Here is a 26272-nt window from a genome sequence, read left to right on the forward strand (position 1 = left end):
GTTTTAACCAGAGGTAATTATCAATTATCCATTATCAATTATCAATTAATGAAATTGCCACTTTGGGAAAGTGCTGTTAATATTACTCTTCTAAAGGTACTTTACTAAAGTAAACAAAAATGAAAAAGCTAAATTTTGTGGCCACTGCTCTTTCCACTGTAGCGATCGCCAGTGGTGTAGTTTTTGCGAGTTCTGCAGAAGCTTGTCTTTTTAGTGGCAAAGGTAAAAGTTTTACATCAACAGAAAAACCTTTAATTTCACTAGACTCTTGGTTAAACAAAAAATTTCCTGGTAAGTCTGACTTTGCTATTGCTGGTATTGCTGCTGGTACCCTAGGTTTAACTGGGTTAGGTGCTTTTTTTGCTAGTCGTTATATTACTCGTAAAGCAGAAGCTAATGTTGATGCTAGTGATGAGTCTATGGAAGTACCAGTAGAAGAAACATTTGTTCAACAGCATCCTGAAGCACCTGGTGGCGAACTAGATTTAGTTGAAGATAATGTACAGTCAGAAGTTGTCGCGGATCAAGAAATTTCTCTTGTGAAATAATTTAATTATTATACAAGTAAAATAAATTTTCTCTGGACTTCCAGTCACTCAAAACTGGAAGTTTTTTATATTCAGAAAGGAATATAGAGAAAAGAATAAAGTAATACCAGTTTGATAAATGTTTGCTACAAATAGCTAGGGTACTTTTTAGGAGTTAGGAATCGCATGGGAATGGCTTCAATACGGTTTTTTAGGTCATAAATCATATTTTTTTGTTCAAGAGACATCTCCTGTAAAGTATTTTTATCGCTCTTACTATTCGTAATATTCTTTTTTCAAAATTTTATAATACCATTTATCAAAAACTTTTCTGCATTTTTTTGAGTAGGGGAGTAGAAGATATTTTTTTCTTTCCCTATTCGCTATTCCCTATTCCCTGTTCCCTAGTCTTAATTTCCACTAAAAATAGCAATCATTTGAGGGATAGTTCTTGGTGAACTTATATAACTATTTCCCTGACACATTAATTGTGTTGAACCTCCACCATCTAACATGATTATTTGAGTTGCACCGAAACTTTTCAAAATTTTAGCAGCATGAGGTTGAGTTGCTTTTTTAGAAGTAAAAATTAAAATTGTTTCATTCAGGCGATCGCCATCTCGATCTTTAACTCCAATAAATGTTCTACCTGTTTTATTTTCTACTCCTTTATCTGCATTTTCCTGTAAACCGACAATAAGATTAGGTGCTTTTGAGAATTGCAGATTATTTGGCTGAAACTTACTAATTAATGCTCTATCATTCCAGACTTCTAGCATTAACTTTTCATCGGGAAATTCTATTTCTCCTGCATAACCGTCACTAACTATAATTCCATCGGACTTGACAGGAAATGCTAACTCTGTTGAGGAATTTCTATCATTTCTAAAAAATTGACCATTAGTGATGCAAAATAAACTTGAATTTTCTGAAGATAAGTTAGACCATACTTGTGATATTGTCTGACGTTCAAATTGTGGATCGTTACCGCCGTAAGCTCCTTTTCTACTACCTAAATCTGTGATATTTCCATAGACAAAATTAATTTTAGCACCTTGAGTTAGATCGACAATTTGTAGATAATCTAAATATTTTTGATAAAGAGTTGTTCCCTGAGAATTGTTAATAATTTGGAAACCAAGAGATAGAGGATTTTGTGATTTACTTTCGGCATTCTGGGCAGAAAATAAGTTTATGGTTATTAGGAGGAAGGTCGTTAAAAATAATCCGGTTAAAGTTAGAGTTTTTTTATTCATTATACTAATTTTATAAATATTTTTGACAAATGGTAAGCAAGTTCTATACCAATTTCCTACAGGTTTGTCATTTTTTTATGTGGTTCATTTTGAAAAAGTCATGCTAGATTTAGAATCTCTCAGAACTTACCCAAATAAACTATATAAAGTGGTGGTTGACGGCTATTAGCCCCTACAGATGGTGTATTGGTTAATTTTCTGCTTAAATCCTGATGTCTAAAAAAAACTGTTGAAATAACTCTAGTAGTATCACACCTAGCATGATTATTTTTTCAGAGGAAATTTAGCAAATGAAAAATTACAACATATTAACTTTAGGAGCATCTGGTGCAGGCAAAACTGTATTTATGGCTAGTATGTTTAAATCATTATCAACCCAAGGAGAACATGGTTTCTATCTTGAGGCTGAGGATTTCAAGAAACAAAAGTTACTGAATAATATCTATACAAACTTGATTATTAGAAAATGGCCTCAAACAACTAGACGTAGTGAGATATCTGAGTGGAAGTTTACTTGTGTTATTAAGAGTCTCAAGAATGGGCACAACTTTCCAATTTGTCAGTTTACTTATTTTGATTATGCTGGTGGAAGGTTTACAGATATGGATGAAGAAGATTATGATTTACAAAAAATAATAGTAAAAGCTGATGCAATTTTGGGTCTTTTAGATGGTCAAAAAATTCAGGCATTAATGAATAATAACAATCAACAAAAGATTGATGATTTTTTAAATAAAGATTTACCACCAATAATTAAGTGGATGTCTTATTCTCAAGCACCTATTCAATTCGTAATTAGTAAATGGGATTTGCTGGAAAATGATAATTTTGGTTTAAAAGAAATAAGCGATCGCCTTCTACAAATTCCTGAGTTTCAAGAATTAGTTTGGCATCGAAATCAAAAACGTTCTTCAGTACGCCTGATTCCAGTAAGTTCAGTCGGTTCTGGTTTTGCAACACCTCAACCTGATGGCAGTATGAAAATAATTGGCAATTCAATTCCACATCCTTTTCATATGGAAGTTCCTGTATCTTGTGTTATACCCGATCTTTTAGAGAAAGAGATTCAGGTAAACCTTAAACAACTAATTACTATTAGTAACAAAGATATTGCTGAAAATAGTAGATTTAATATATTATTAAATAACTTGTTAAAGCGAGTGTTAAGTTTCAGTTGGTTGATTAATATAGTTGTTAACAATCTGGTTGAAGTTTTGGTATCAAATATCCTGGATGATGATAATTCTGATTTCAATTCTAATGAAGAAAATCCGTTAAATGGTATAGGACAGGAATTCACGAAAGAATTACTCAAAACAATTGATAATTTGGTATTGAGAAACATTGGAAAAAAAGTTAAAGCAGACGAGCAAAGGTTAGCTGAATTTCTTCAAATAAGAGATGAATCTGTCACAGAAATTAAAGATAAAACAACAGCCTTGAAAAGTGCTGTGGCAAGTTTTTTATATATTAGCAATAAACTGACACAAGATTTTCCTAACTCTGAAATAAGAGTAGATCAATTAAAGAAATAAACTAATCATTATCAAAGTTAAAAGCCCAAAAACAAGTATGAAAAATTACAAGATTATTACTTTAGGACCATCTGGAGCAGGTAAAACTGTATTTTTAGCTAGTCTTTTTAAGAAATTAGCTGCCAACCAAGAAGGAGCTTTCCTGAAAACCTTCGATGATCAGCAGCGTATAAAACTGAATCAAATTTATGCAAAAATTATTGATCCAGATCAAAATTGGCCTAGCGGAACAAGAGATATAACACAGATAACGTTTACTTGTTACGTCAAGAATCTCGATCTTAATCCTCAAAATTTTCAGGTTTGTGACTTGACCTATATTGACTATTCAGGAGGATTAATCACAGATAAATCAGATGAAGAGGACGTTTTTGATTTTCAAGAAAATGTCCCTAATGCTGATGCAGTGTTAGCAATAATTGATGGTCTAAAATTATTAAAATTAATGCAAGGAGAAAACCTAAACAATGAAACTATTACAAAGTTCTTGCACATAGATTTAACCAACATGATGCAATTGATAAATCAATATCAAACAGATAAACCTGTTAATTTTATTATCAGTAAATGGGATTTGCTAGAGGGTCGTTATAATCTCTCACAGATCAGAGAACGTCTGCTAGAAAAAGTTCCTGAGTTTGAGAATGTCGTTAATTTTAGAGTCAGTGCTGGTTGTCCAGTGCGTCTAATTCCTGTAAGTTCTATTGGTATGGACTTTGCTACCCTCGAACCTGATGGATCGATGACAAAGACAGGCGCAATTCCGAAACCTTTGTATTTAGAGATTCCTATTGCTTATCTATTGATTGACAAAGTGGGAGATCGGGAAAAAGCACATAACCACTTAGTCGTTAGTTTCAAGAAACATCTCAAGGATTTTGAGAAGAAATTTCCTGAGGCTAATTTAGCAAAAATTCCTACTCCTATTTGTCTTATTCTAACCCAAGCAATTTTACTAATTCTTGTATGTTCTTTGGTATTTCAAGGGTGGTCTATTCTTTGTTTACCATTTGGAATTGTCGCCATTGTTTATGCAGCTAAAGCTAAAGCACCGCTGAAATTGGGATCTAAACTAGGAAGAAAACAAGCATCAAAAAACGCTAAAAAATGGTTTTTGTTTGGTTTCATACCAGCAGCAATAATTGCGATGATAATTCGGTTTTCATAAAAATAATATAATTGTAGTAATTTTCAGAGCTGTTTCCTACAGTTTTTTAACTTTTAACTTCCCTGAAAGCGTAGTATTTGTCATCAGTAAATATAAAATCTAAATTTCTTAAATTGTAACTATGAGTATTGAAGTTTGGCCTTTTTTAGTAAGCCGTAATTTTTCTCTTGACTACAGAACGGTAGTAGCTCCTGATTTCATTTGTGAAGCTAAGACTGCCAACTTACTAGCAAGAGTAACGGCAGGAGATTTAACAGAACCAGGAAAGGGATTTATTAGACAAATTTTTGGTTCAAAAGTAGGAGATTTTACGGTAGTTTATCGAATCTTAAAAGCCACACAAAAAGACCTGAATTTTCAAAAAGGAGATGAAATTCTTAAAGATCAATTTGGGAGAGAAATACTTCTAATTGAAGGAGTGGTTATTCAGGAAATTAAAAGTAAAGAAGATGTTTTTATTTCCCAGAAAAATATAGAAGAAATTCATCAGAAATTGATAGAAGGATACACAGAATTTTGGGGGCACCGCGATCCACATCCAGCTATTCCTTCTTATCGGTTATCTTTAAGGATGGATGGTTCTAGCAGACCCTTCTTACAGCTCCAAGAAATAGAAGAATTTAAGGTTGATTCTAAACCTCTAATACCACCTTCACCTTCAACGCCACCACCTTCACCTTCAATGCCACTATCTCCTAAGTATTCAATAAGACTATATTTTCTTGCTTTTATATTTACCCTAATTATGGTGGGATCAATCTTGATTAAGGCATATGATATTATATCACATCAACCAAAAGTATATGACTGTACTACTACTGAGGAAAAAAATATAATATTTGAGAGTAAAAAGGATATAAATAATGTTCTCAAAAAGCTACAAAAAGACAACCCAAATGCAACAGTATTCCTTAATGGCTACTTAATACTAGAATCCAACAAAAAATGGCAAGATTTGACAAAAAGAGAAGAACCTAGTGAAAGAAAAGAACCTAGTGAAAGAAAAGAACCTAATGAAAGAGAAGAACCCAGTGAATCTGTTAACTACACTGTTCACCTGGATGGAGATGTATTAAAGCTAAAAGATCATCCCCTAGAATTAGCGATCGCTCAACTTCGCGACCAAAAAGTAGGAGATATATCAAAGCTACAAGATTATCTCCTAAACTTAGCAGATGCTAAACTCGGCAAACAAAAAGTTGGAGAAATATTAGAGCTACAAGATGACCTCCGAGAGTTAAGCAAAACTCAACCTCCGAATCAGGAAGTTTGGGATACATCAAAGTCAAAAGATTACATCGAAAGCTTAAGCAACGCTCAACTTCGCAACCAACTTCGCAACCAGGAAGTTGAAGATATATTAAACCTACAAAATTATCTCCTAGACTTAGCAGTTGCTCAATCTCGGAACCAGGAAGCTTTTACTATCAAAGCCAAAATTATAAACAGAAAAAATAAAAAGGAATGTCAAAGAAATTCCTGAAGGAATCTCATAGATACCCTACAGTTGAAGAGATTGCTTCGGGGTATCAATTTTTTCTGAATTCCCTACCTCCATCAAATAAACATTAAAGGTTTATCTTTTACTAAAGCAAATGCTTTTGAATCAAACCGATAAAGACTAGCAGGTCTACCAGCTCCCCGTGATGTTTTTATGCCAGTATCAAATAAGAAACCTAACTTTAATAATTTGGCACGAAAATTAGAATAATCTGAAAAATTGTTTCCTAAAATAGTTGCATAAAGTTGATATAATTCCCCCAAAGTAAACTCTTCTGGTAAAACATCAAAAGCAACAGGACTATACTCAAGTTTATTCCGTAATCTGGAATATCCATACTCAATAATTTTTTGATGGTCAAATGCTAATTGAGGAATTTGCTCCACAGGATACCAACTAATACTTGTCACCTCATTAGCAATTAATTCTGCTTCTTCAAATCTCACTAAGGCAAAATAACTGACCGATAGATATCTACAATTATAACTAGATTCTCTCGGGTCACGACCAGGACCACCAAAAGTATATAATTGTTCTAAATATAGATTTTTTACCCTAATTTTTTCTGCCAATATTCTGTATGCTGCTGCTTCTAAAGATTCACCTTTTATTACTAATGTACCTGGTAAACTCCAGTAGTTAATAAATGGTTCTTTTTGTCGCATTACCAACAAAACTAAAAGGCGGCTTTGTTGAGTATCAACGGAAAAAATCACATTATCTACCCCTACTTTAAAGTCTGCTTTATTATTTACACTTTTTCTGTAGTCCCTTTCTGCCATTGATATAATTTCTGCCGATATATATAATCTTTAATAGGAGGCGTAATAGTCATTTCGTTTCCTTGTTCGCGATATGCGGATGAGGAAACATTCGGAACTTCTAAAGAAGCTATTTTTACTCCTGTACTTAGTTCCCTTAACTTCTGCAAATCTGCCTCTTTTGTTGTAATACCTTTCCGAGGTACTATTAATAATCCTACTTTCTGTAAAAGTTCTTCTATTTGATACCAACTTGGTAATTGTTTGACTAAATCTGAACCTACTACTAAGGTAAATTCGGCATCATGCCATTTTTTTCTGGCAAGTTCAACGGTTTCTAAAGTACGACGACTACTTAATTCTTGATGTAGATAAATATTGTTTTTATTCGAGTCAATATTTTCAATCAAAATTGACAACATTTCCGAACGTTGTGCCAGTAATGTTTGATGTGATTTAAAGGGATTATTTGATGCCCAAATCACTACTTTCTCGAAGTTTTGAGAGAGCCATTTAACAATTGTTTCATGTCCAGCAGTTGGTGGGTCTGCACTTGTTCCAAATAAGGCTATTTTTGTCATTTATTTTGTAAATTTTTAGAGAAGTAAGAAGGAAGAAGGAAGAAGTAAGAAGTAATAAAGAATAAGCTTTAAGAGAAGGAAAAATCTTAACATAATGGTACATATTTCCCCAACTTTTACACAAATGATACCAACGGACATGATATGATTTATGAAAAAAACTTTAGGGAGTTTGGTCTCTAAACCCAGGCAAAAATTGGATAAAAAGATACAACCCCTACAATAAAATGTTACAACATCAAGGCGGATTACTATAAGGTTAGCTGATGACCTTTTTCTTTCCTGGCTCCTAACTACTTCCTAATCCGAAAGAGCGTTTTCTAAACGAGCTGCCAAATTAAATATATCATCTTTTCTGGCAATAACTTCTATCCATTCATTAGGAATATTTTCTATACCATAATAAATTCCTGCTAAACCACCTGTTACGGCTCCAGTTGTATCTGTATCTTCTCCTAAATTTACTGCTTTTAATACTGCCTCCGCAAAAGATTTTGTATTTAATAAACACCACAAAGAAGCTTCTAATGTATCTAGTACATAACCACCAGCATGAATTCCTGTTAGAGATATATTTTGAACTTCTCCACTCAATACTTTACGAAAACGATGTAGCTCTGCTCCATACTTTTCTTCTGAATATATTTGTTTAATATTTTCAATTCCTTGTAAGTATGCTAATTTTGCTTCCAAACCTTCTAATAAACAAATAGCTATACTAATATAAATACCGCAAGCCATTTGTGACCTTAAATGACCGTGAGTTATACAAGAACAGTCGTGAACTTGTTGAATTAATTCGGGAAAATTAGTGTTTTTATAAGTATAAGCTAGGGGTAAAATTCTCATTAGAGAACCATTGCCATTATTTCGATCATCCCTACCTCCAGCTTCTATTGCTGGTCTACCTTTTTTAATTCTAGAAATAGCTGCAGCAGTGGTACCTCCAATATCAAAAACTTTACCCCAAGGAGTCCAATAATCTTCATAACGCCATCTATAAAAAGAGTGAGCGATCGCTTCTAAATCAAATCCATCACATAGACATTCAGCTAAACATAATGTCATGGAACTATCATCAGACCAGGTGCCTGGTGGTTGGTTATGTGCGCCATAACCAATCATTTCAGTTACAGGATTAATTGTTCTTTCGTGACGACTAGAAAATTCAACAGGTACACCTAAAGCATCTCCAATACATACACCCATTAAACCTGATAATATTTGGGAATTATTCATAATTTAATCTTGATAATTAACTGAAGTAAGAAGGAAGAAGGAAGAAGCAAGAAGTAAGAAGCAATGAAGTAAGAAGCAAGAAGTAAGAAGGAAAAATCTTTATTTTTCACCCACTCCCTCACTCCCCCACTTCCCTACTCCCGCTCAGTATTTTATCTCTAGTTTTTTCTGTAAGTTCTTGTAATTTATTAGAAATTTTCATAGGTGGCAAAATAGGATTTTCTAAGCTGCGAATTTCAGGTGGCAAACTAGCAACAGAAATAGCACTACGTTTAGCGATCGCTTCTAGATTTTCTGATTTTTGCAATATTTCTCCATTTTGAACTACTTGTGTCATTAATTTTATAAAATCATCACTCTGAAATTCTGTTTGATTCAATACATCTTCATCCATTAATCCTAAATAATCTTGTTTTAATTGACTATTTTCTAGATATCTATATATTTGTTTTTTACCAGGATAACTAACTTTTCCAGTAGCATTTTTCATCACAGGAATACCGTTTATTTCTACCAGTTTATAAACTCCATTCACAGGAACACCAGTTACCAACTTAGTACCAATACCATACCCATCAATACAAGCATTTTCCCTCTGAAGTCTAGCTATTTCCCACTCATCGATATCTCCACTAGCAAAAATAGTCACTTCTGGCAGTAGCGATCGTACCTCCTGGGATAATTTCACTAAATCTCCCGAATCTAATCTTACCCCACTTAGGTGCATTTCACCCTGTTTAACTCGTTGTGCTAATAAATGGGTAGCTGCCAAAGTATCGTAAGTATCTATCAATAAAGGTGCTGTGGGGAAATATCGCTGAAAAGCATTAAAAGCATCCTCCTCATTACCTTCCACGGCAGATATTGCCATCACCAAAGCATGAGCCATTGTACCTGCTGGTTTCCGACCTAATTTCAAGGCTGCCAAAACATTAGAAGTAGCATTCATTCCCCCTGCCAAAGCAGCACGAGCCGCCCAAATACTAGCCTGGGGGCTAAAAGCGCGTCTAGTGCCAAATTCTAATAATTTGGTGTCCTCCCCTGCAATATCTCGCATTCTCGCTGCTTTTGTTGCTATGAGAGTTTGGTAATTAATTGTATTTAATAGATATGTTTCCACTAACTGCGCCTGCCACAGTGGTGCTTCTATCCGCAGTAGAGGTTGATTAGGAAATATGGCTGTTCCCTCTGGCACCGCCCATACATCTCCAGTAAATTTAGCTTCTGGTAGTAACGACCAAAATTCATTAGGAGCATTAGCAAAAATTCCCGTTGACTTTAAAGCATCAACCTGCTCAGAGCTAAATCTAAATTTTTTCAGGTAGTCTAATGCTTGTGCTAAACCCATAGCAATGAGATAGCCAAAACCTGCGGGTAGTTTTCGTACAAATAGCTCAAAACTGGCTCGTCGTTGGTCAATTTTTTCTCCAACGTAGCAAGCTGCCATTGTTAGTTGGTAGAGATCTGTTAACAAACTGTAATCTTCAGGGGATAAAGAAAGTTGTTTATCTTCTTGTACCATTTAAAAATCCTCCGTAGTTTGGAAACCCACAGCACTTTAGTTGCAGTCTGAAAAACGGACAACTTAGGGTTTGGGGGTGAAGAGCGCCACTTAACTTTAGTTAATTCATGGGGTTACTGACTCAATAACTTCCTATTATCAAAATAATAGCCTCTAAAACCCCTCATTTTAAAGCGAAATGTTTTTGGAGGGTTGCTCAAAATCCCTGTGACAAAAACAACTTCTGACTTGGTTAAACGGCTATTATTTTTATTATAGTAATTTTCACCTATCTGGCTTTTGATGAAAGATTGAGCTGATTCTAGTTAACTTTTTCCCTAAAGTCCAGATATGAAGCAAATATTCTAGCATTGGAGATTAAATTATGGCCTGAATACCATTGACAAGCGTTGTTAGCAATAAGTTGTAATTCTTGCAAATTCATTATATTTAAGGAATCTTCGGCAAGTAAATAATGCTTATTAAGGTAAATTCCATCTCTTTCAGATGGATTATATTTAGTTAAGATAGTTACTAAACCATGAGCAGAAAAAGCAGCAAAGACAGTTGATTTTCCCAGACAGCCAGGATACCAACTATAATCTAAAAATCCTACTTTTGCAGATAAAAGAATATCACTTACTACTTCTGAGGGTTGTTTTCCCATCTCAACTAAACGTATTCCTGATAATTTATCCCGATCAATATTAATTTTATGACCTATATCGTAAATTTCTCTAATGCCTAATTTTTTACAAGTTAATAACAGAAGATTGAAATATTTTCCATAAATTCTTGAACGGTTATGAGTAGTACCAAAGACAACTACTCGATATTTTCGTTCTTTTAAGGGTAGAATATAATTAGGTTCACCGATAGTTGAAAAGTTAGGAATTGAGGTGACTGGTTTATTTAACCATTGTGATAAAGTTGATTGAATTTTAGCGTTATTGGTGATTGTAACATCAGCTAATTTTGCTAGTTGATAAGATAATATACTTTGTATAGGATTCAAAACATTGATACTGTTATATTTCAATATTGGTAGTTCGTGAAACATAACTATTAATTTTAGCTGGTAAGAATTTATCGCTAATTGTAATGCTTTAAGCAACCAAAATGGAGCTTTTAACTTGCTTTTAAGATAAGGATAATTACTATATTGTAAGATTACAGTTTGAGTTCTTTGAGGTAATAATGAAATAAAAGTATCAGGATTGTGAGCAGGTAATCTTTGAATATGAAAATTATTTAACTCACGAATTTCTCCTTGTGTTTCAAAAATAAGAAACTCAGTTGATATACCAAATTGTTGTAGTAATGTTTCAGATAATTTAACAGAGTAATCAGCAACCCCATCTCCATATAAAGGTAATCTAGGTATAATTTGGATAACTTTTTTAGTCATATTATGTTTGGTTAAATATTTATAAATAATACTAAATATTGTCTACAGGAGAGATTTATTGGTAAGGAAAAACAACAGCTTGCCTGACAATTGGGAACAGGATTATACCAACCCATCAAAATAATGCTATACTTCTTGAAAACTTTAGTTATATTATGTGCCCCCTTCGGGGGAGCTACGCTAACGGTTAAATAGTTTTTATAATTAAAGTTCGTAGTAGGGCTTCAGCCCGAACTATAGATAGGGCTGAAGCCCTACTAAAAACAAAAACTTTATTATAAGTGATTATCCGAACATGATATTATTAAGTAATACGATCTTCGCTTAATTAGTAATAATGATGAAATTATCTGTTGAATTTATGAAACATTCAACAAATAATTTTTCACCTGTTCGGCGAGCAATAATCCAGATTTTTGATTAAATAAGTTACCGAAAAAACCAGGAATATTTGTCACCTCAATTTCATCTTTAGCAACCTTCTGCCAACCAAGAGGGAAACCAAAGTGCCAGTCTAACATCTGAACTTCCGCTCGAAACAGTTTGATTTTTCCTGAATAGGGTTGAGGTAAATAGTTATTTGCGGCAATCTCATTAGCTTGTTGAGCGCGAGCATATAGATATTCGTATGACATTTTTTGTTTGGTAGTTTTGGCAAGTTTAGAAGTATTTTTGGCTATTTCAGAAACGACATTTGTATCTGTAGTATTTATAGTTTTTGGGTGAGGTTTTTTCTTGTTTCCTAATTTCTGCCATACTTTCTGAGGTAGAAGTTTTACCTTACTCCAGTCGCCGTGATAATAATAGTTTTTCCTTAACCAAAATACCCCGAGCTGAAGTTTTGTTTGCAATTCACTAATAGCATTTATAGATACAGAATTTGGGCAATAAGCGTCAATCAAAATAATGCTAGCAATATCTTCCCCTTGAGCTTGGAGTTGCTGGGCGATCTCAAAAGCAACTGCGCCACCAAAGCAGTGTCCTCCGATCAGGTAAGGTCCCTGTGGTTGTACCATGCGTATTTCTTTAACGCAAGCTTCAGCTAGAGATTCAGCTGTATTCTGAGAAATTTCTCCACCATTGAGTTCGGGACGTTGTAGAGCATAAAAAGGCTGATCTGAACCTAACAAATGAGAAAATCTAGCCCATGTTAGTGCATCTGCTGAACCTCCATGAAAGAAGAATGGTAATTTAGAGCCATTTGACTGAATTGGTACAAGACTTGACCATTGTGAAACTGGTTGCTCCTGACTAAGTAGTCGAGCAAACTTCCGGACATTCGGTGCTTGAAACAAACTTGCTAGAGGCAATGTACAGTTAAGTTGCTGCTGCATTTGATTAAATAATTGTACTGCCATGAGCGAATTTCCACCTAAGTCAAAGAAACTTGCTTCAACGTTGAGCGGACTAACTCCTAAAACAGATTCCCATATTTGAGTCAGTTTAAGTTCCATAGGATTTTGTGGAGTAAAAAAACTGCCTTCTAGTTCTTCTCTATTAAGTTTGAGGGAAGAATTTGTATGGGATATGGTTTTTGGAGAATGACTTTCCCTAATTACTGAGTCAGTCAAAGGTACAATTTCGGCGATCGCCTGTAATGGGTTTTGGATAATATTATTTAAAATTTGTTCAAATTTCTCTAGTAAAGTTTGTATAATTTGAGGTTCAAAATGCCGATCTTTATAACATAATTTCACTGTTAGGGTATTTCTGGGTATGACAATTATGGTTAAATCATAAGTGCTAATAATACCTGATTCAACATTATCTACTTGTAAACTTTTGCATGATTCTGCTATTTTCATTGGATAATTTTCAATTACCAATAGACTATCGAATAAAGGTTTGGATAATTGACTCCAAGTTTGAATCTGAACTAATGAAGCGTATGCAAATTTACTAGCTTTTGCTTGCTGAGTTTGTAAATTTTCTAGCCAAGAAAGTATATTTTCTTCTGGATAAATCTGTACTCGTATTGGTAATACATTATTCAGCAAACCAACAATGGTTTCAACTCCTGCCAAGTCACCTTGACGCCCTGATACTGTTGCCCCAAATAGAACATCTGTTTTGCCACTGTAGGCATATAGTAACAAACCCCATATCCCCTGTATTAATGTGTTTAATGTTAGTCTATGGGAACGCAAGAAACTACCTATTTCACTGGTGATTTCCTCTGAAATAGCGATCGATATACTTTCTGTTTGAGAAGAATTTTTCTCTCTTGGTTGAGAAATTGGCAGAGGGGTGGGAGTGGTAAAGCCATCTAACATTTTTTGCCAGAAGTGACTAGCAGCAGATTCATCTTGTTGCTTTAACCAACGGATATAATTTTGATAAGTTTGGGGTCTTGCTATTGATGAAGACTCTCCCTTAAGCCACATTTCATAGCTATCAAATACTTGATTGAGAACTACTGCTCCTGACCAACCATCTAACATCAGATGGTGACAACTCCAGATTAATTTATAGTCTAGAGCGCTTAGTTGAATTAAAGCTATACGGCTAATTGGAGGTTGGGTAAGGTCGAATCCTTCATTGCGGTCTTCAATCAGAAAGTCAGCTAACACTGAATCTCGATCTTCTTTTCCTTGCCAGTCGAGTTTAACCCAAGGCAGTGTCACCTGCTTACCAACAACTTGTAGAGGTTGTTTGACTGACTCCCAATGAACTGATGTGCGTAATGCTGGATGAATGCTGAAGACAAACTCCCAAGCTTCCTTTAATACAACTTGGTTGACTTCTCCGTGTAGATCGCAACTTATATGTAGTAACCCTGCTTGGGAAGAAGTTTGCAAACTATGCCATAAAAATGCTTGTTGCAAAGAGGTGAGAGGGTATATAGCTTCTATGTTTTGTTTTTCCATATCAAGTTTTTTTATGTAATATTATCAAGAAATTCATCTAATTCTGTCTGATTTAGCTCCACATCAGGAAAGTCAGAGGGGCTAAAGCCAATTTCATCAGATTTTATGCACTGTAAAATGATAGATTTGAGTGTACTAATGTAGTTTTTTGCTATTGTGCTAATGGTATCTAATTGATGCACCTGTTTGTCATATATCCAATTAAGTTGCAGTTGTCCATTCGCAACCCAAGCATTTATCTCTAGCAAGTAGCTACGGCTATTACGCAAATCTCTGAGTTGACCAACAGAAATATCTTGAATCATCTCGATCCTTTCTTTCCCAGTAGTACGATCTGACTGACCTAAATAATTGAATAATATTTCAGAGCTTTTTGCTTGAGTTAGTCGGCGACGAGTAATTTCAGCCCCCAAGTAACGTAAAATTCCGTAACCAATACCACGGTCTGGAATTTGCCGAATTTGTTCTTTCACAGATTTGACTATTGCGTCATTTTCATCTCCTTCACTTAACTCTAACTTCAATGGATAAACCATCGTAAACCAACCTATTGTTCTGGATAAATCTATTTCAGGTACAATTTGCTCGCGACCATGTACTTCTAGATCGAGCCTAATATTTCCAGCCTTTACCCCGCTCCATTGAAGTAATGTTTTTGCTAGAGCTGTCAGTAGTACATCATTAATTTGTGTATTGTAAATAGCTGGCACAGAGCGTAGTAAAGCTTGAGTCTCATCAACATCAAGTTGCACATTTACGGTTTGTGCAGTAGCTTCAGTCAATTTTGGAGTATCTGAGAAATCTCGCGGTAGGTGGATAAATACCGACTCAACTTGCTTCAACCAAAAATCTGCTTCAGACTGTCGTTGTGGTGCTTGAGCAGTAAGTATCTCTGCCCAAGTTTTGAAAGAGGTTGTTTTTGCAGGTAACTGCCCGACCTGTGTAAGGAGCAACTTTTCTAAATCATTATGTAAAATTTGCCAAGAAACTGTATCTACAACTAAATGATGCAGACTAATAAGAAGCCAACTAGATAGACTCTCACCACGGTTAAAATGAGCGACTCCCATTAGTTTACCGTCAGCCAAATTCATAGCACTGTGAATATCTGTAGCGTATTTAGCAACTGCTTCAGTTTGTTCCGCTTCACTCAAGCCAGAGATGTCTATTTGAACTAGGGATGGTGGCTCTGACTCATTTTTATTGATTTGCTGCCAACCAGTTGAATCAAAGTTATAACTTAACCTTAAAGCATCATGGTGAGTCCATAAAATGGCGATCGCTTCCTGAATCTTAGACGCGCTCACCTCAACAGGAATTTCCAGTAACATTGCTTGATGCCAGTGGTGTGGGGCAATCATTTCCTGCTCAAAAAACCAGTGCTGAATAGGAGTAAGTGTCACTGCTCCGGTAACAGGTGTTTGAGTAGCGATCGCTTCAGGGGCAATATTAACAACATTAGCTAATTCAGCAATGGTAGGTTGTTCAAAAAGCTGGTTGGGAGATAACCTTAGTCCAGCCTCCCGTGCTTTAGAAGTAATCTGAATACTCAGGATAGAATCTCCTCCTAGCTCAAAGAAATTATCATTAATACCTATTGTGTCAATTCCTAAAACTTGACTCCAAATTTCAGCCAGCGTCTTTTCTGTTGAAGTTTGTGGCAAACTTGAGCTATCGGCGTTGATGGTTGCTAATTGCAATTCAGGTAGTGCTTTAATGTCAATCTTCCCATTAGCAGTACGAGGCAATTCTTCTAGGAACATAATTCCTGCCGGAATCATATAGTTAGGTAGTTTAGCTTTCAGATAGTCTCGTAATACAGAAGATTCTAAATTATTAGTAGAAGATTGGGGGACAATATAAGCTACTAATCTTTGACGAGTTTTGGGAAATTTATCTGATTTGAATTGCTGAATTTTCCTTAATAGTTTTGCTCGCTGACTAGGCGAGAGTTCTGCAACTCTTTGGTATAATTTTGTTTTTTGTATCATGTCTATTTTTTTAACTATTCTGACGTTTTACATAAAGCCCGTACAGTAATTTAAGTAGTGGATTTGGGCATAACTTATAGTAGTTAATAAATTTTTGATTTATGATGTTAAATTGTCGCTGAGTATGTGCTTGAATTTCATAATTCATCTTACTTTTATCAATACCTATATAATCAACAACATTAGTTATTTCATTTACCAAAGACTTTACCATATCTTCATAGACAATTTCATAATAATTCAAACAGTTATCGTTAAAAAAAAATCGCCAACATAGATTATTATCTTTAATATTCTTTTCCCATTCATAAATTTTCCAAGGTTGGAATTTGATAGATTTGACTCTATCTCCTTGAGATTTTTTGACACTTTGAAGAGGATTTTTAGGTTGATTTTCCCTAATTTTTTCCCACTGTCCTGTTTGCATAGCGATCGTCGCTGAAACTGCTTGGGCAATAATATCTCTTCTGCAAAGATAGATAAATTTCGGATTAGGAAAAAGAGCATTAATAATATCCCAATCTCTTTTGTTTTCAAAACTAGGAGATTGTCTTGCAATGCTTAGGAAATCCAACAATTGCCACCAGTGCATTTTCATCCCAAAGACACCATGAGTCCTTAATCCCTCCTGACAAATAGAGTGGCAATAGCTAAGAAATTGGTCGGGATTATTATTGAGTTTTAATTTTTTAATTGTATGGCGATGAAAATACTCTTCTGGTTGACCACATCCACCTAGCTCCTCTAAAGTTTTACATAATAGGGTACTTCCCGATCGAGGTGTAGAACAAACAATATAGCTTTTTTTTTCCATACAAATGCTTAAGTAAAGTTATTTTTATTTTAATCTTAAAATATCGCTGTTTATCATTTATGTAACAAAGCTTCAACTACTTTAGCCGCTAAATTCTCATTAGTATAACGATGGAAACAATTACGCATACGATTAACTTGTGTTTGGTAAGACTTCTCTGTTAACAGAGTTTGAATATAATTACGGATCTCAGATACATTATCTTGCTTCATATCCCCCACAATGCCAAGCTGATGATAAGCTATTCGTGCTGCATTTCCGTTTTGATCGTAACGCTTAAGGGAATAAACTAGCATAGGCACGCCAAAGTAAATACACTCATTGATGGTATTAATACCTGCGTTAATGATAGCGCAGTCAGCGTGCTTGAGTATTTGTGTTTGAGGTGCCCAACTCAAAACATATACGTTAGAAGGAAGAGAGCCTAATTTATCAAAATCTAACTGACTGCCAAGACCTACTACTAAATCCCATTGTGGACAACTTGACACTGCATCTATAATTTGTCGCAAAAATTTTGTATTAATCCTATTAAAGCTACTACAACCACAATAAATTAGTGAATTTCCAGTCAGACGACGTTTTTCAAAGATTCGCTCTAAGGTTTGATAAGTGTTTTGTTCAATCTTTGATTCTTGACGATTTTCCCATACCATCGGCCCTATGTAGTACATTGAGGAAGGTGGATCGTGGTAAAAATCTAACTCTAAACCATTGAAACAGAGAATAGGAAGTCCCTTATGGGGATAAGGTACAAGTGACTGTTTAAATCCAAATCTTTCTTGAAAAGGGTAGCCTATTTTTTTAGCATAGCAACGCAAAACTGAAATTTGATCGACTCCCATCTTTTGCCATCGCTCATGCTGATATTCCCGCCATTTTGTCCAACCGTAACGTAGCCAAGTCCATTCGATGCCGAACCATTTTCCACGCCACCCTTCACCTGGAATAATATCAGTGTGAATTGGGGGTAAATTGCCTCGTTTCCAAATAGACAAAAACTGGCATAAAAGTGCCACTGGTAGATCGTTAACCACCGCCGTCATAATATGTGGGTGCATTTCCATATCGATGAGGAGCAAGTCGGGGTTTAATTCCTTCATCGTTTCTGCAAAATTCTCTACACCCAATGCTTTTATGGCTTGGTTTCTTCTTTCTCCTAGTTGACGAAATTTTTGCCACCGACTGAGAGGTTGTTCTTTCCACTCGAATATCCAAGAATCGAGTTGAACAAAGGGAATATTATATTGATTAGTTAAATCAGACCAGTCTTTTGGACTAGCGTAGGTGACGCGATGACCAGCTTTTTCTAACTGTTTGACCAATGATATACTCGCGTTAAATATACCCGTAAGTCCACCAGTAATACAAACAATATGAGCCATTTTTAGCTATCCTCCTCAACAGATACCAGCAATTCGTTGGCTCGCTCGGGATTTAGTGCGAGCAATTCTGCGACTAAACTCTCTACGCCATCAGAAGAAGACTGTTGAATTGACTGAGCTACCACTACTACCTCCTGAACAATTTCATGCTGTTTTAAAACATCTTCAATTTCACTAAGCTCAATTCGATAGCCACGAATTTTGACTTGACGATCTACTCGCCCAAGAAATTCGATGTTTCCGTCGGGAAGATAACGAGCAAGGTCTCCAGTTCGGTAAAGGCGATCTCCTTCAACCTGACTAAAAGGATTAGGAATAAACTGCTCTGTAGTTTTGTCTGGTTGATTTAAGTAACCCCGAACTACTCCCGCGCCCCCAATAAACATTTCTCCTTGAGCGCCAATAGGAACTAGCTGTTGACGACTATTTAGCAAGTAAATTTGTGTATTGGGAATGGGTTTTCCAATAGGAATAGTCGAACTTTCTACATTTGCTGGGACTTGATAAACACTACTCCAAACAGTGGCTTCAGTTGGACCATATTCATTATATAGAGAAGTATCTGGGAGTTTTTCATCGTGCTGTTGAGCCAAGGCGCGTCCACTAGCTTCTCCTGCTACTATAACTACTTTGAGAGATTGAAGTTGTACAGTGGTAGAATAAGTTAACAGTAAACTATAGAGAGAAGGTAAGCATAAAGTATGAGTTACTTGCTCGCCAGAAATTATATTTGCTAACTCCTGTATATCTTGCTCCAACTTTTGTTTTGGTAAGACTAAAGTGCCACCCTGAGATAGAGTCCAAAAAATTCCAGCAACGGAGCTATCGAAAGCAAAAGAAGAGAGTAACAAAAAGCGATCGACAGGTTGGCTGTAATACTTTATTCGAGCTGTTGTGGAATGGACGAGGTTGCAGTGAGTAACTAATACTCCTTTAGGCTTACCTGTGGAACCTGATGTATAAATGACATAAGCAAGATGCTCATTTGACTCTAGATTAGTTAGTGGGGATTTGAAATTATCATTTTCTTCTAGCTTTTGCCAATCTGTATCTAGGCAAATAGTTGGTAGGGAATTGTTAGGTAATAAATTGACTAACTTTTGCTGAGTTAGAAGTATAGTAGCTTTGGTATCTTGCAAAATATAAATCAATCTTTCTTGAGGATAGTTTGGATCTAGAGGAACATAAGCACCACCTGCCATCAGAATGCCCAGAATTCCTACTACCATTTCTAAAGAACGCTCTAACAAAATGCCCACACAAACATCAGGCCCAATACCAAGAGACTGTAAATGGCGGGCCAAACAATTAGCCTTTTGATTGAGTTCTCGGTATGTCAGATATTGACTCTCGAAAGCAACAGCAATACCATCGGGATTCTTTTCCACTTGCTCCTGAAATAGATCGTGGATACAAACATCTTGCCGATAAGCAGTTTGAGATTTATTCCACTCCACAAGGAGTTGATGTTGTTCGGCCTGAGCCAACAAAGGTAAACTGGCGAGAGTGCTATGGGAATTTTCAACAAATCCTTGCAATATAGTTTCTAGAGAACCTAAAATCCTGGTAATTGTTCCAGAGTCAAAGCGAGCAGCATCATAAATTAGGATTAATTCCAGCGATGTTTTCGGAACTACCAGCAAGGCCAGGGGATAATTACTTTGTTCAAAATAATGGATATCTTCAATTCTTAAGGCGCTATTTTCTATTTGAGTTTGTGTCGGATAGTTTTCCAAGACAATTAGGCTTTCAAATAAAGAACGTCCTTGAGGTACTTCACTCCATCCTTGAATTTTGACTAAAGGTGTGTACTCAAAAGTACGAATATTGAGGAGTTGAGACTGTATTTCCTGCAACCAAGGGATAAGTTCTTTTTCAGGATAAATTTGCACCCTTACAGGTAGAGTATTGATAAAAAGCCCAACTATTTCTTCTACTCCAGCTAAAGTTGCTGGACGGCCAGAAACAGTTGTTCCATAAACAACATCTATCTCACCACTATATACACTCAATAGTAAAGCCCAAGCACCGTTGATTACTGTATTTAGAGTAAGTCGGTGTTGTTTTCCCCAAGAATTTAGAGATTCTGAGAGTTGAGGATTTAATAAAATTTGCTTTTGGCAATAATTGGAAGTAGATGTAAGTGAGTTAGCAATGGGCAGTGGTGTTGGTTCTGCAAATCCCTTGAGAAACTCTTGCCAAAAGACTTTAGCATTATCGAGATTCTGTTCCTGTAGCCAAGCAATGTAGTCTCTATAGGGGCGAGGGGATGGAAGACTAATATTTTTTCCTTGACAGAATGAAGCATACAAGGCAAATACTTCTTTCAATATAATCCGAGTTGACCAACCATCGCAGAGTAGGTGATGAAATGTCCAGACTAGTTGATAAGTATTATCTTGGAGATGAATTATTTTTATACGCATTAAGGGGGCTTTTTCTAGTTGAAACCCTGAATTGCGATCTGTGTCTAAAAACTCAGCTAATGCAGTTTCTTGATCTTTTGAAGTCAAGCTACACCACTCTGAGAATGTCCATGATAGTTCTACTTTTTGACGGACAATTTGTAAAGGCTCATCTAAACCTTCCCAGAGAAAAGCAGTTCTTAAGGTGTCATAACGTTCTATAACTTTTTCCCAAGCTGATTTAAAAGCCTGTATTTGAAGTTCGCCTCGAAGCTTGCAGGTATATTGATCTATATAAACTCCTGAGCTTGGAGAAGCTAGGGTATGGAATAACATACCTGCTTGAACATGAGAAAGGGGATAGATATCCGCAACATTTTCTAGCTTCATAAGAAAAAACGGTAGTGCGTTAAATAAGTTAGTAAAATTATCAGGATAATCGTTTATGAATTACCATTAATCAACAGAAAACAAAAATTAGGTTTGATTTTTATTTCTAGGAGCAAATATAATCAATACCAGTTGCTTGTTTTATCATAAAATTTATATACCAATATGATTTAAATTGTGAGATATTGGATACTCTTAGCAAACACTTAACTAGGAAGAAAAAAATGTATCCTCTTCATAATATAACTGCTATATTCTATCCTTTTAAGGAATACCTTAATTCTCACATCTGATTTCCAAACTCTTATCTTGTCCAAATAATTAGCGATTGAAAAAACTTTCTCCTCCTTGATACTTTACTTTTTCCTTTTTCCTACCTCTTCTCTAGAGCAGCAATTATGACTCCGTATTTATAATTATTCAATCGGAGATGATATTAGTCATATTATATAGACTTCTATAAATAGACTCCTACAAACTTTCTTTGTTCCCTATTGAACTATTTTAATTATTATTTGTAGAAGTCTATCATTGTTTGACATAATCTTTTTCTGTGCTATACTTATCTCAAACTATTCTGAATTCTTGATCGAAATCAATATCAATTTCTGGGTAATTAAGTAGTTAGGTGATTTTAATAGCTATGCCAAACTTTAGTCAAGGAATTTTCCGATTATGAATTTCCTATCATAAAAATTACCAAATTTTCTCTTCTTTTTCAACCAAGTAAATATTTTGATATAAAAATGTTCTTTAGGCAATTATTCTCACAACATAAACAGGCAAAAAATAGTAACTTCTGCTTGCCAGTTATACCAATTAATAATAGTCTCAGAAACTATAATATTTGGACTAAAATAACTAAAAATAAGGCACTGCACTCTATACTTATCTATATTGCTATCGCAATTTCATTTTGCTTTTTATCAATATCTAACGCCATTGCTCATGCTCCCGAACAAAGTTATCTTTATTTTAAGATTTATGACCAATCTATTGAAGCTCGTGTCGAAATGACTGTTGAGGATATCAACACAGCTTTAAACTTAGATTTACCAACTAACCGAAAACCTAAATCGGAAGAAATAGAACCTCACCTCGAAAAAATTAAGGATTATATAGATAAAAATCTCACAATTAGCAATAATCAACAAGAATATGTTTTGAAATATACAGGATATAAATCTTGGAGAACAGGATTTGCTAGATTTTTGGATTTTGATTATCAAATTGATAACTTGTCAGAAGTTCCTGAAAGTCTTGATGTTGACTACAGGGTTCTATTAGATATTAAACCAAAACATAAAAACTTAGTTGTGATTGAGCATAATTGGAAAGCTGGTACATTCGCTAATGAATCTTCAGTTTCCTTAATTTTTACTCCAAATAGCAAACCACAAACTTTAGATTTATCCTCTGTGTCCGTCTTCAAAGGATTTATTGCTGTAGTCAAACTTGGGGTTCTTCATATTTGGGAAGGTATCGATCATATTCTGTTCTTGGTTGCTTTAATTTTGCCATCTGTTTTGCAAAGAGAAAATTCACGTTGGCAACCAGTTAAAAATTTCCGTCCTGCTTTTTTTCATGTAATAAAAATTGCCACTGCTTTTACCATTGCCCATAGTATTACATTAGCTTTGGCAACGCTGAAAATTGTCGAAATACCCTCTCACATAGTTGAATCTATAATTGCCCTTTCAATTGCAGTTGCTGCCGTTGATATTATTTATCCTATTTTTGGGAAAAGAATTTGGATAATAATCTTTGTATTTGGACTATTTCATGGATTTGGCTTTGCGAATGTATTAGCAGAATTAGGTATTGTTCAAGAACGCGCATTTCTCTCTTTATTTGGATTTAATTTAGGAGTAGAGCTAGGGCAAATTGCGATTATTGCTGTTATTTTTCCGATTCTTTATTTACTGCGACAACAAAAATTATATGCCAAGTTTTTACTAAAAATAGGATCTGTTTTTCTGTTTATTGTTGCTGTTTATTGGTTTGTAGAACGTGCCTTTCAAATTAATATTAATGCTAGGGGTTTTGTTGAACAAATTTTGCCATTTATTTGAAAAATATCATGTGCCCCTTCCAGGGGAGCTACCCTATCGGTAGAACAGTTATAATTAGGTTCGTAGTTGGGCTTTAGCCCTAATATAAATCTGGTGATAATATAATATAATATCAAATCCGGTAGCATTGGTATAATTAAATAGTTAATTAGGAGTCAGGAGTCAGGAGTCAGGAGGGAAGAGAATTTAGAAATATTTGCTAATGGGTGAAGATGAAACATTTTGTTATACCGAATTAAGCGGATTTGATATAAAATCAATTATTTCCCACTACTGCCTACTCCCCATGTATGTATAAATATAATACCAATTCACTTTAAGGATATCACAAATAGTTTCAAACTTTAAATGTCAAATAATTGCCTGAAACTGTTATTTGTTAAAAGTTTTTAGCAATCGTAAATCTGGCATTCTCAATTTAGTGAAACGGTATAAGAAACTATCAAGTCTAAGTTAATATGGAGAAAAATAGTGGAAACCTTAATTTTATCAGTCAATGATATCCGTAAAATTGTACAGAAAGTTGGCTTAGATATGTTGATGGATGAAATGATAGCTCGTCTGATCAAAACATTTCAAACATTCGATCCCAACAAAACTATCATTCCTCCTCGTGAAGGCTTTAACTATGAAAATCCTCATACAGGGTTGATTGAGTGGATGCCGTCACTAGCTCAAAAAGAGGGAGTAGTTATTAAAGTAGTTGGCTATCATCCTACAAACCCAAATACTCGTCAACTGCCAACAATTGTTTCTACTGTATCAGCCTATGATACAACTTCAGGACATTTGATAGGACTGATGGATGCTACTTTTATCACTGCTCTCAGAACAGGTGCTGCATCAGCCGTAGCTAGTCAATTGATGGCTATACCCAATAGCAAAATTATCGGGCTTATAGGTTGTGGAGCGCAGGCAGTTAGTCAGTTGCACGCCCTTTCTCGGATTTTTGATTTCGAGCAGGTTCTAATCTATGATATAGATTCAGCAGCCAGTAACTCCTTTGAAACAAGGGTTTCCTGCCTTAACCTAAAAAATGTAGAAGTCAAAGAAACTCCATTAGAGAAACTTGTTACTTTAGCTGATATTCTCTGTACTGCAACCTCCGTCAAAATTGGTGAAGGTCCTGTTTTTCAGGATAATTCCCTCAAACCTTGGATACATATAAACGCCGTAGGTTCAGACTTTCCAGGAAAAACAGAACTTCCTCAATCTCTCCTTCAGAAAAGTTTTGTTTGTCCAGACTTTCGCACTCAAGCATTGAAGGAAGGAGAATGTCAACAACTAAATCCTGAAGATATTAAACTTGAACTATATCAATTGATACAAAAACAAGAGCAGTATAGAGATATTCAAGATCGGCAAACAGTTTTTGATTCGACTGGATGGGCATTAGAAGATCGGGTAGCAATGAATATATTTCTAGACTATGCTCAAGAGCTAGATGTAGGAACTTTAGTACAACTCGAAAGTATTTCTGCTGATTTTAGAAATCCTTACGATTTTTCTATTTCAGTGGAAAGTAAAAGAGAGCAAACTCAATTGTTTCCAGTTTCGCGATAAAGCAAAAATCAAAGAAAAGCTTTTAACTAACTTCATCTATAATTTCCTATGGATTTTTCTTGGTCAGACGAACAATTAGCTTTTAAGCAACGGGTAATTCAGTTTGCCCAAGAAAACTTGAATGGTGATATAATTGAACGCGATCGCCAGGGTAAGTTTTCTGAAGATAATTGGCGAAAGTGTGCTGAATTCGGCATTCAGGGAATGTGTATGCCTGAAGCCTACAGTGGCTCTCCTCCATTAGATATTATGACTGCTGTTTTGGCAATGGAGGGATTAGGTTACGGTTGTGAAGATAATGGACTGACATTAGCACTCAATGCTCAAATGTGGACAGTGCAGATTTTACTATTGCAGTTTGGTACAGATGCTCAAAAACAGCGTTACCTTCCTCCTCTATGTAAAGGTGACTGGATTGGAGTTCATGCTCTATCTGAACCTCAGTCAGGCTCAGATGTTTACAGTCTGAAGACAACAGCTCAAAAGTGCGAAGGGGGTTACATTCTCAATGGGCGAAAAAAGTTTGTCACCTGTGCGCCAATTTGTAACCTAGCAATCGTTTTTGCCACACTCGATCCTAGTTTAGGTAAATGGGGTATAACTACTTTTCTTGTAGAGCGGTCATCCCCTGGTTTTTCTACCAGTGATGTTAAAGAAAAAATGGGTTTGCGTACTGCTCCTTTTGGCGAAATTTTCTTTGAAAACTGTTTTGTTCCAGAAGAAAATAGACTTGGACCAGAAGGAGCTGGTTTTAGTTTCTCCCATAACTCTCTCGAATACGATCGCTGTTTTAATCTTGCCAGCGAACTGGGAGCAATGGAACAACAGTTGGAAAAAGTAATTGCTTATGCTAAATCTAGAGAACAGTATGGCCAACCTATCGGAAAATTTCAATCAGTCTCGAACCGAGTTGCTGATATGAAGTTGCGACTAGAAACAGCGAGGTTACTTCTTTATAAAGTAGCTTGGCTAAAAGATAAAGGAAAACCTGCCATGTTAGAAGCGGCTTTGCTGAAGCTCTATTTGAGTGAATGTTTTGTCGCTTCAGGTTTAGATTCAGTTCGTATTCACGGAGGTAACGGCTATCTGACTGATTTTGGTGTTGAACGGGAGTTGCGAGATGCTATTGGTGGTATAATTTATGCAGGTACTTCCGATATCCAACGCAATATAATTTCTCGTTTATTAGGACTCTAAAAATTTACAACTAATAGACATCTGGTGATAATTAAAAATCAAATCAATTATTGTGCAGAAATTATTAATTATTTCCCTCTACTCCCTACTCCCTACTCCCTACTCCCTCTT

At 35.4% G+C, this 26272-nt stretch carries 18 protein-coding genes; 7 read left to right on the forward strand and 11 right to left on the reverse strand.

The window, feature by feature from the left end; genetic code table 11:
* Positions 1-119: 119 nt before the first annotated feature.
* Positions 120-548: a hypothetical protein gene (locus ACP6PL_RS07615; RefSeq protein WP_426544181.1), complete on the forward strand. Its 429-nt coding sequence runs from the start codon at positions 120-122 to the stop codon at positions 546-548.
* A gap of 389 nt (positions 549-937) precedes the next feature.
* Here the strand turns inward: ACP6PL_RS07615 and ACP6PL_RS07620 are convergent, their stop codons facing one another.
* Positions 938-1783, reverse strand: coding sequence for a phosphodiester glycosidase family protein (locus ACP6PL_RS07620; protein WP_426544183.1), 846 nt, complete (start codon positions 1781-1783; stop codon positions 938-940).
* Between the two features lie 290 nt (positions 1784-2073).
* Here ACP6PL_RS07620 and ACP6PL_RS07625 point away from each other — a divergent pair, with 290 nt between their 5' ends.
* From ACP6PL_RS07625 to ACP6PL_RS07635, 3 genes are all read left to right on the forward strand, one after another.
* Positions 2074-3318, forward strand: a complete 1245-nt coding sequence (locus ACP6PL_RS07625) for a hypothetical protein (RefSeq protein WP_426544185.1) — start codon at positions 2074-2076, stop codon at positions 3316-3318.
* A gap of 37 nt (positions 3319-3355) precedes the next feature.
* Positions 3356-4486: a TRAFAC clade GTPase domain-containing protein gene (locus ACP6PL_RS07630; protein ID WP_426544186.1), complete on the forward strand. Its 1131-nt coding sequence runs from the start codon at positions 3356-3358 to the stop codon at positions 4484-4486.
* Between the two features lie 121 nt (positions 4487-4607).
* A complete protein-coding gene (locus tag ACP6PL_RS07635; RefSeq protein WP_426544188.1) occupies positions 4608-5969 on the forward strand; it encodes a hypothetical protein in 1362 nt (453 codons plus the stop codon).
* Between the two features lie 74 nt (positions 5970-6043).
* On the opposite strand, the gene ACP6PL_RS07640 is transcribed toward ACP6PL_RS07635, so the two are convergent.
* The 10 genes from ACP6PL_RS07640 to ACP6PL_RS07685 all read right to left on the reverse strand — a co-directional run bounded on the left by ACP6PL_RS07640 (position 6044) and on the right by ACP6PL_RS07685 (position 21329).
* A complete protein-coding gene (locus ACP6PL_RS07640; RefSeq protein WP_426544190.1) occupies positions 6044-6769 on the reverse strand; it encodes an NUDIX hydrolase in 726 nt (241 codons plus the stop codon).
* The gene (locus ACP6PL_RS07645; protein WP_426544192.1) at positions 6739-7329 is read right to left on the reverse strand and encodes a nicotinate-nucleotide adenylyltransferase; all 591 of its coding nucleotides are present in this window, start codon (positions 7327-7329) and stop codon (positions 6739-6741) included. The genes ACP6PL_RS07640 and ACP6PL_RS07645 overlap by 31 nt, the downstream gene beginning before the upstream one ends.
* A gap of 300 nt (positions 7330-7629) precedes the next feature.
* Entirely contained in the window at positions 7630-8568 is a 939-nt protein-coding gene (locus tag ACP6PL_RS07650; protein WP_426544194.1) for an ADP-ribosylglycohydrolase family protein, read from the reverse strand.
* Between the two features lie 118 nt (positions 8569-8686).
* Positions 8687-10090, reverse strand: coding sequence for a nicotinate phosphoribosyltransferase (locus tag ACP6PL_RS07655; RefSeq protein ID WP_426544196.1), 1404 nt, complete (start codon positions 10088-10090; stop codon positions 8687-8689).
* 301 nt (positions 10091-10391) lie between these two features.
* Positions 10392-11477 (reverse strand): hypothetical protein, encoded by a 1086-nt coding sequence (locus ACP6PL_RS07660; protein ID WP_426544198.1) that lies wholly within the window; start codon positions 11475-11477, stop codon positions 10392-10394.
* A gap of 359 nt (positions 11478-11836) precedes the next feature.
* Positions 11837-14344 carry a condensation domain-containing protein gene (locus ACP6PL_RS07665; protein ID WP_426544200.1) on the reverse strand — a complete coding sequence of 836 codons (2508 nt, stop codon included), beginning with the start codon at positions 14342-14344 and terminating at the stop codon, positions 11837-11839.
* Between the two features lie 11 nt (positions 14345-14355).
* A complete protein-coding gene (locus tag ACP6PL_RS07670; protein WP_426544202.1) occupies positions 14356-16335 on the reverse strand; it encodes a condensation domain-containing protein in 1980 nt (659 codons plus the stop codon).
* Positions 16336-16345: 10 nt separating this feature from the next.
* Positions 16346-17149 carry a Stf0 family sulfotransferase gene (locus ACP6PL_RS07675; protein ID WP_426544204.1) on the reverse strand — a complete coding sequence of 268 codons (804 nt, stop codon included), beginning with the start codon at positions 17147-17149 and terminating at the stop codon, positions 16346-16348.
* 53 nt (positions 17150-17202) lie between these two features.
* The gene (locus tag ACP6PL_RS07680) at positions 17203-18534 is read right to left on the reverse strand and encodes a nucleotide disphospho-sugar-binding domain-containing protein (RefSeq protein ID WP_426544206.1); all 1332 of its coding nucleotides are present in this window, start codon (positions 18532-18534) and stop codon (positions 17203-17205) included.
* 2 nt (positions 18535-18536) lie between these two features.
* Entirely contained in the window at positions 18537-21329 is a 2793-nt protein-coding gene (locus ACP6PL_RS07685; protein WP_426544208.1) for a non-ribosomal peptide synthetase, read from the reverse strand.
* A 746-nt stretch (positions 21330-22075) separates the two neighbouring features.
* Between ACP6PL_RS07685 and ACP6PL_RS07690 the strand changes: the two genes are divergently transcribed.
* From ACP6PL_RS07690 to ACP6PL_RS07700, 3 genes are all read left to right on the forward strand, one after another.
* Positions 22076-23401 carry a DUF6702 family protein gene (locus ACP6PL_RS07690; RefSeq protein WP_426544210.1) on the forward strand — a complete coding sequence of 442 codons (1326 nt, stop codon included), beginning with the start codon at positions 22076-22078 and terminating at the stop codon, positions 23399-23401.
* Positions 23402-23872: 471 nt separating this feature from the next.
* Positions 23873-24964, forward strand: coding sequence for an ornithine cyclodeaminase family protein (locus tag ACP6PL_RS07695; protein WP_426544212.1), 1092 nt, complete (start codon positions 23873-23875; stop codon positions 24962-24964).
* Between the two features lie 48 nt (positions 24965-25012).
* Complete coding sequence (locus ACP6PL_RS07700; protein WP_426544214.1) at positions 25013-26161, forward strand: acyl-CoA dehydrogenase family protein; 1149 nt, start codon at positions 25013-25015, stop codon at positions 26159-26161.
* Positions 26162-26272: the final 111 nt, after the last annotated feature.

This window comes from Dapis purpurea BLCC-M126, assembly GCF_050015975.1.
Classification (GTDB): domain Bacteria; phylum Cyanobacteriota; class Cyanobacteriia; order Cyanobacteriales; family Microcoleaceae; genus Trichodesmium.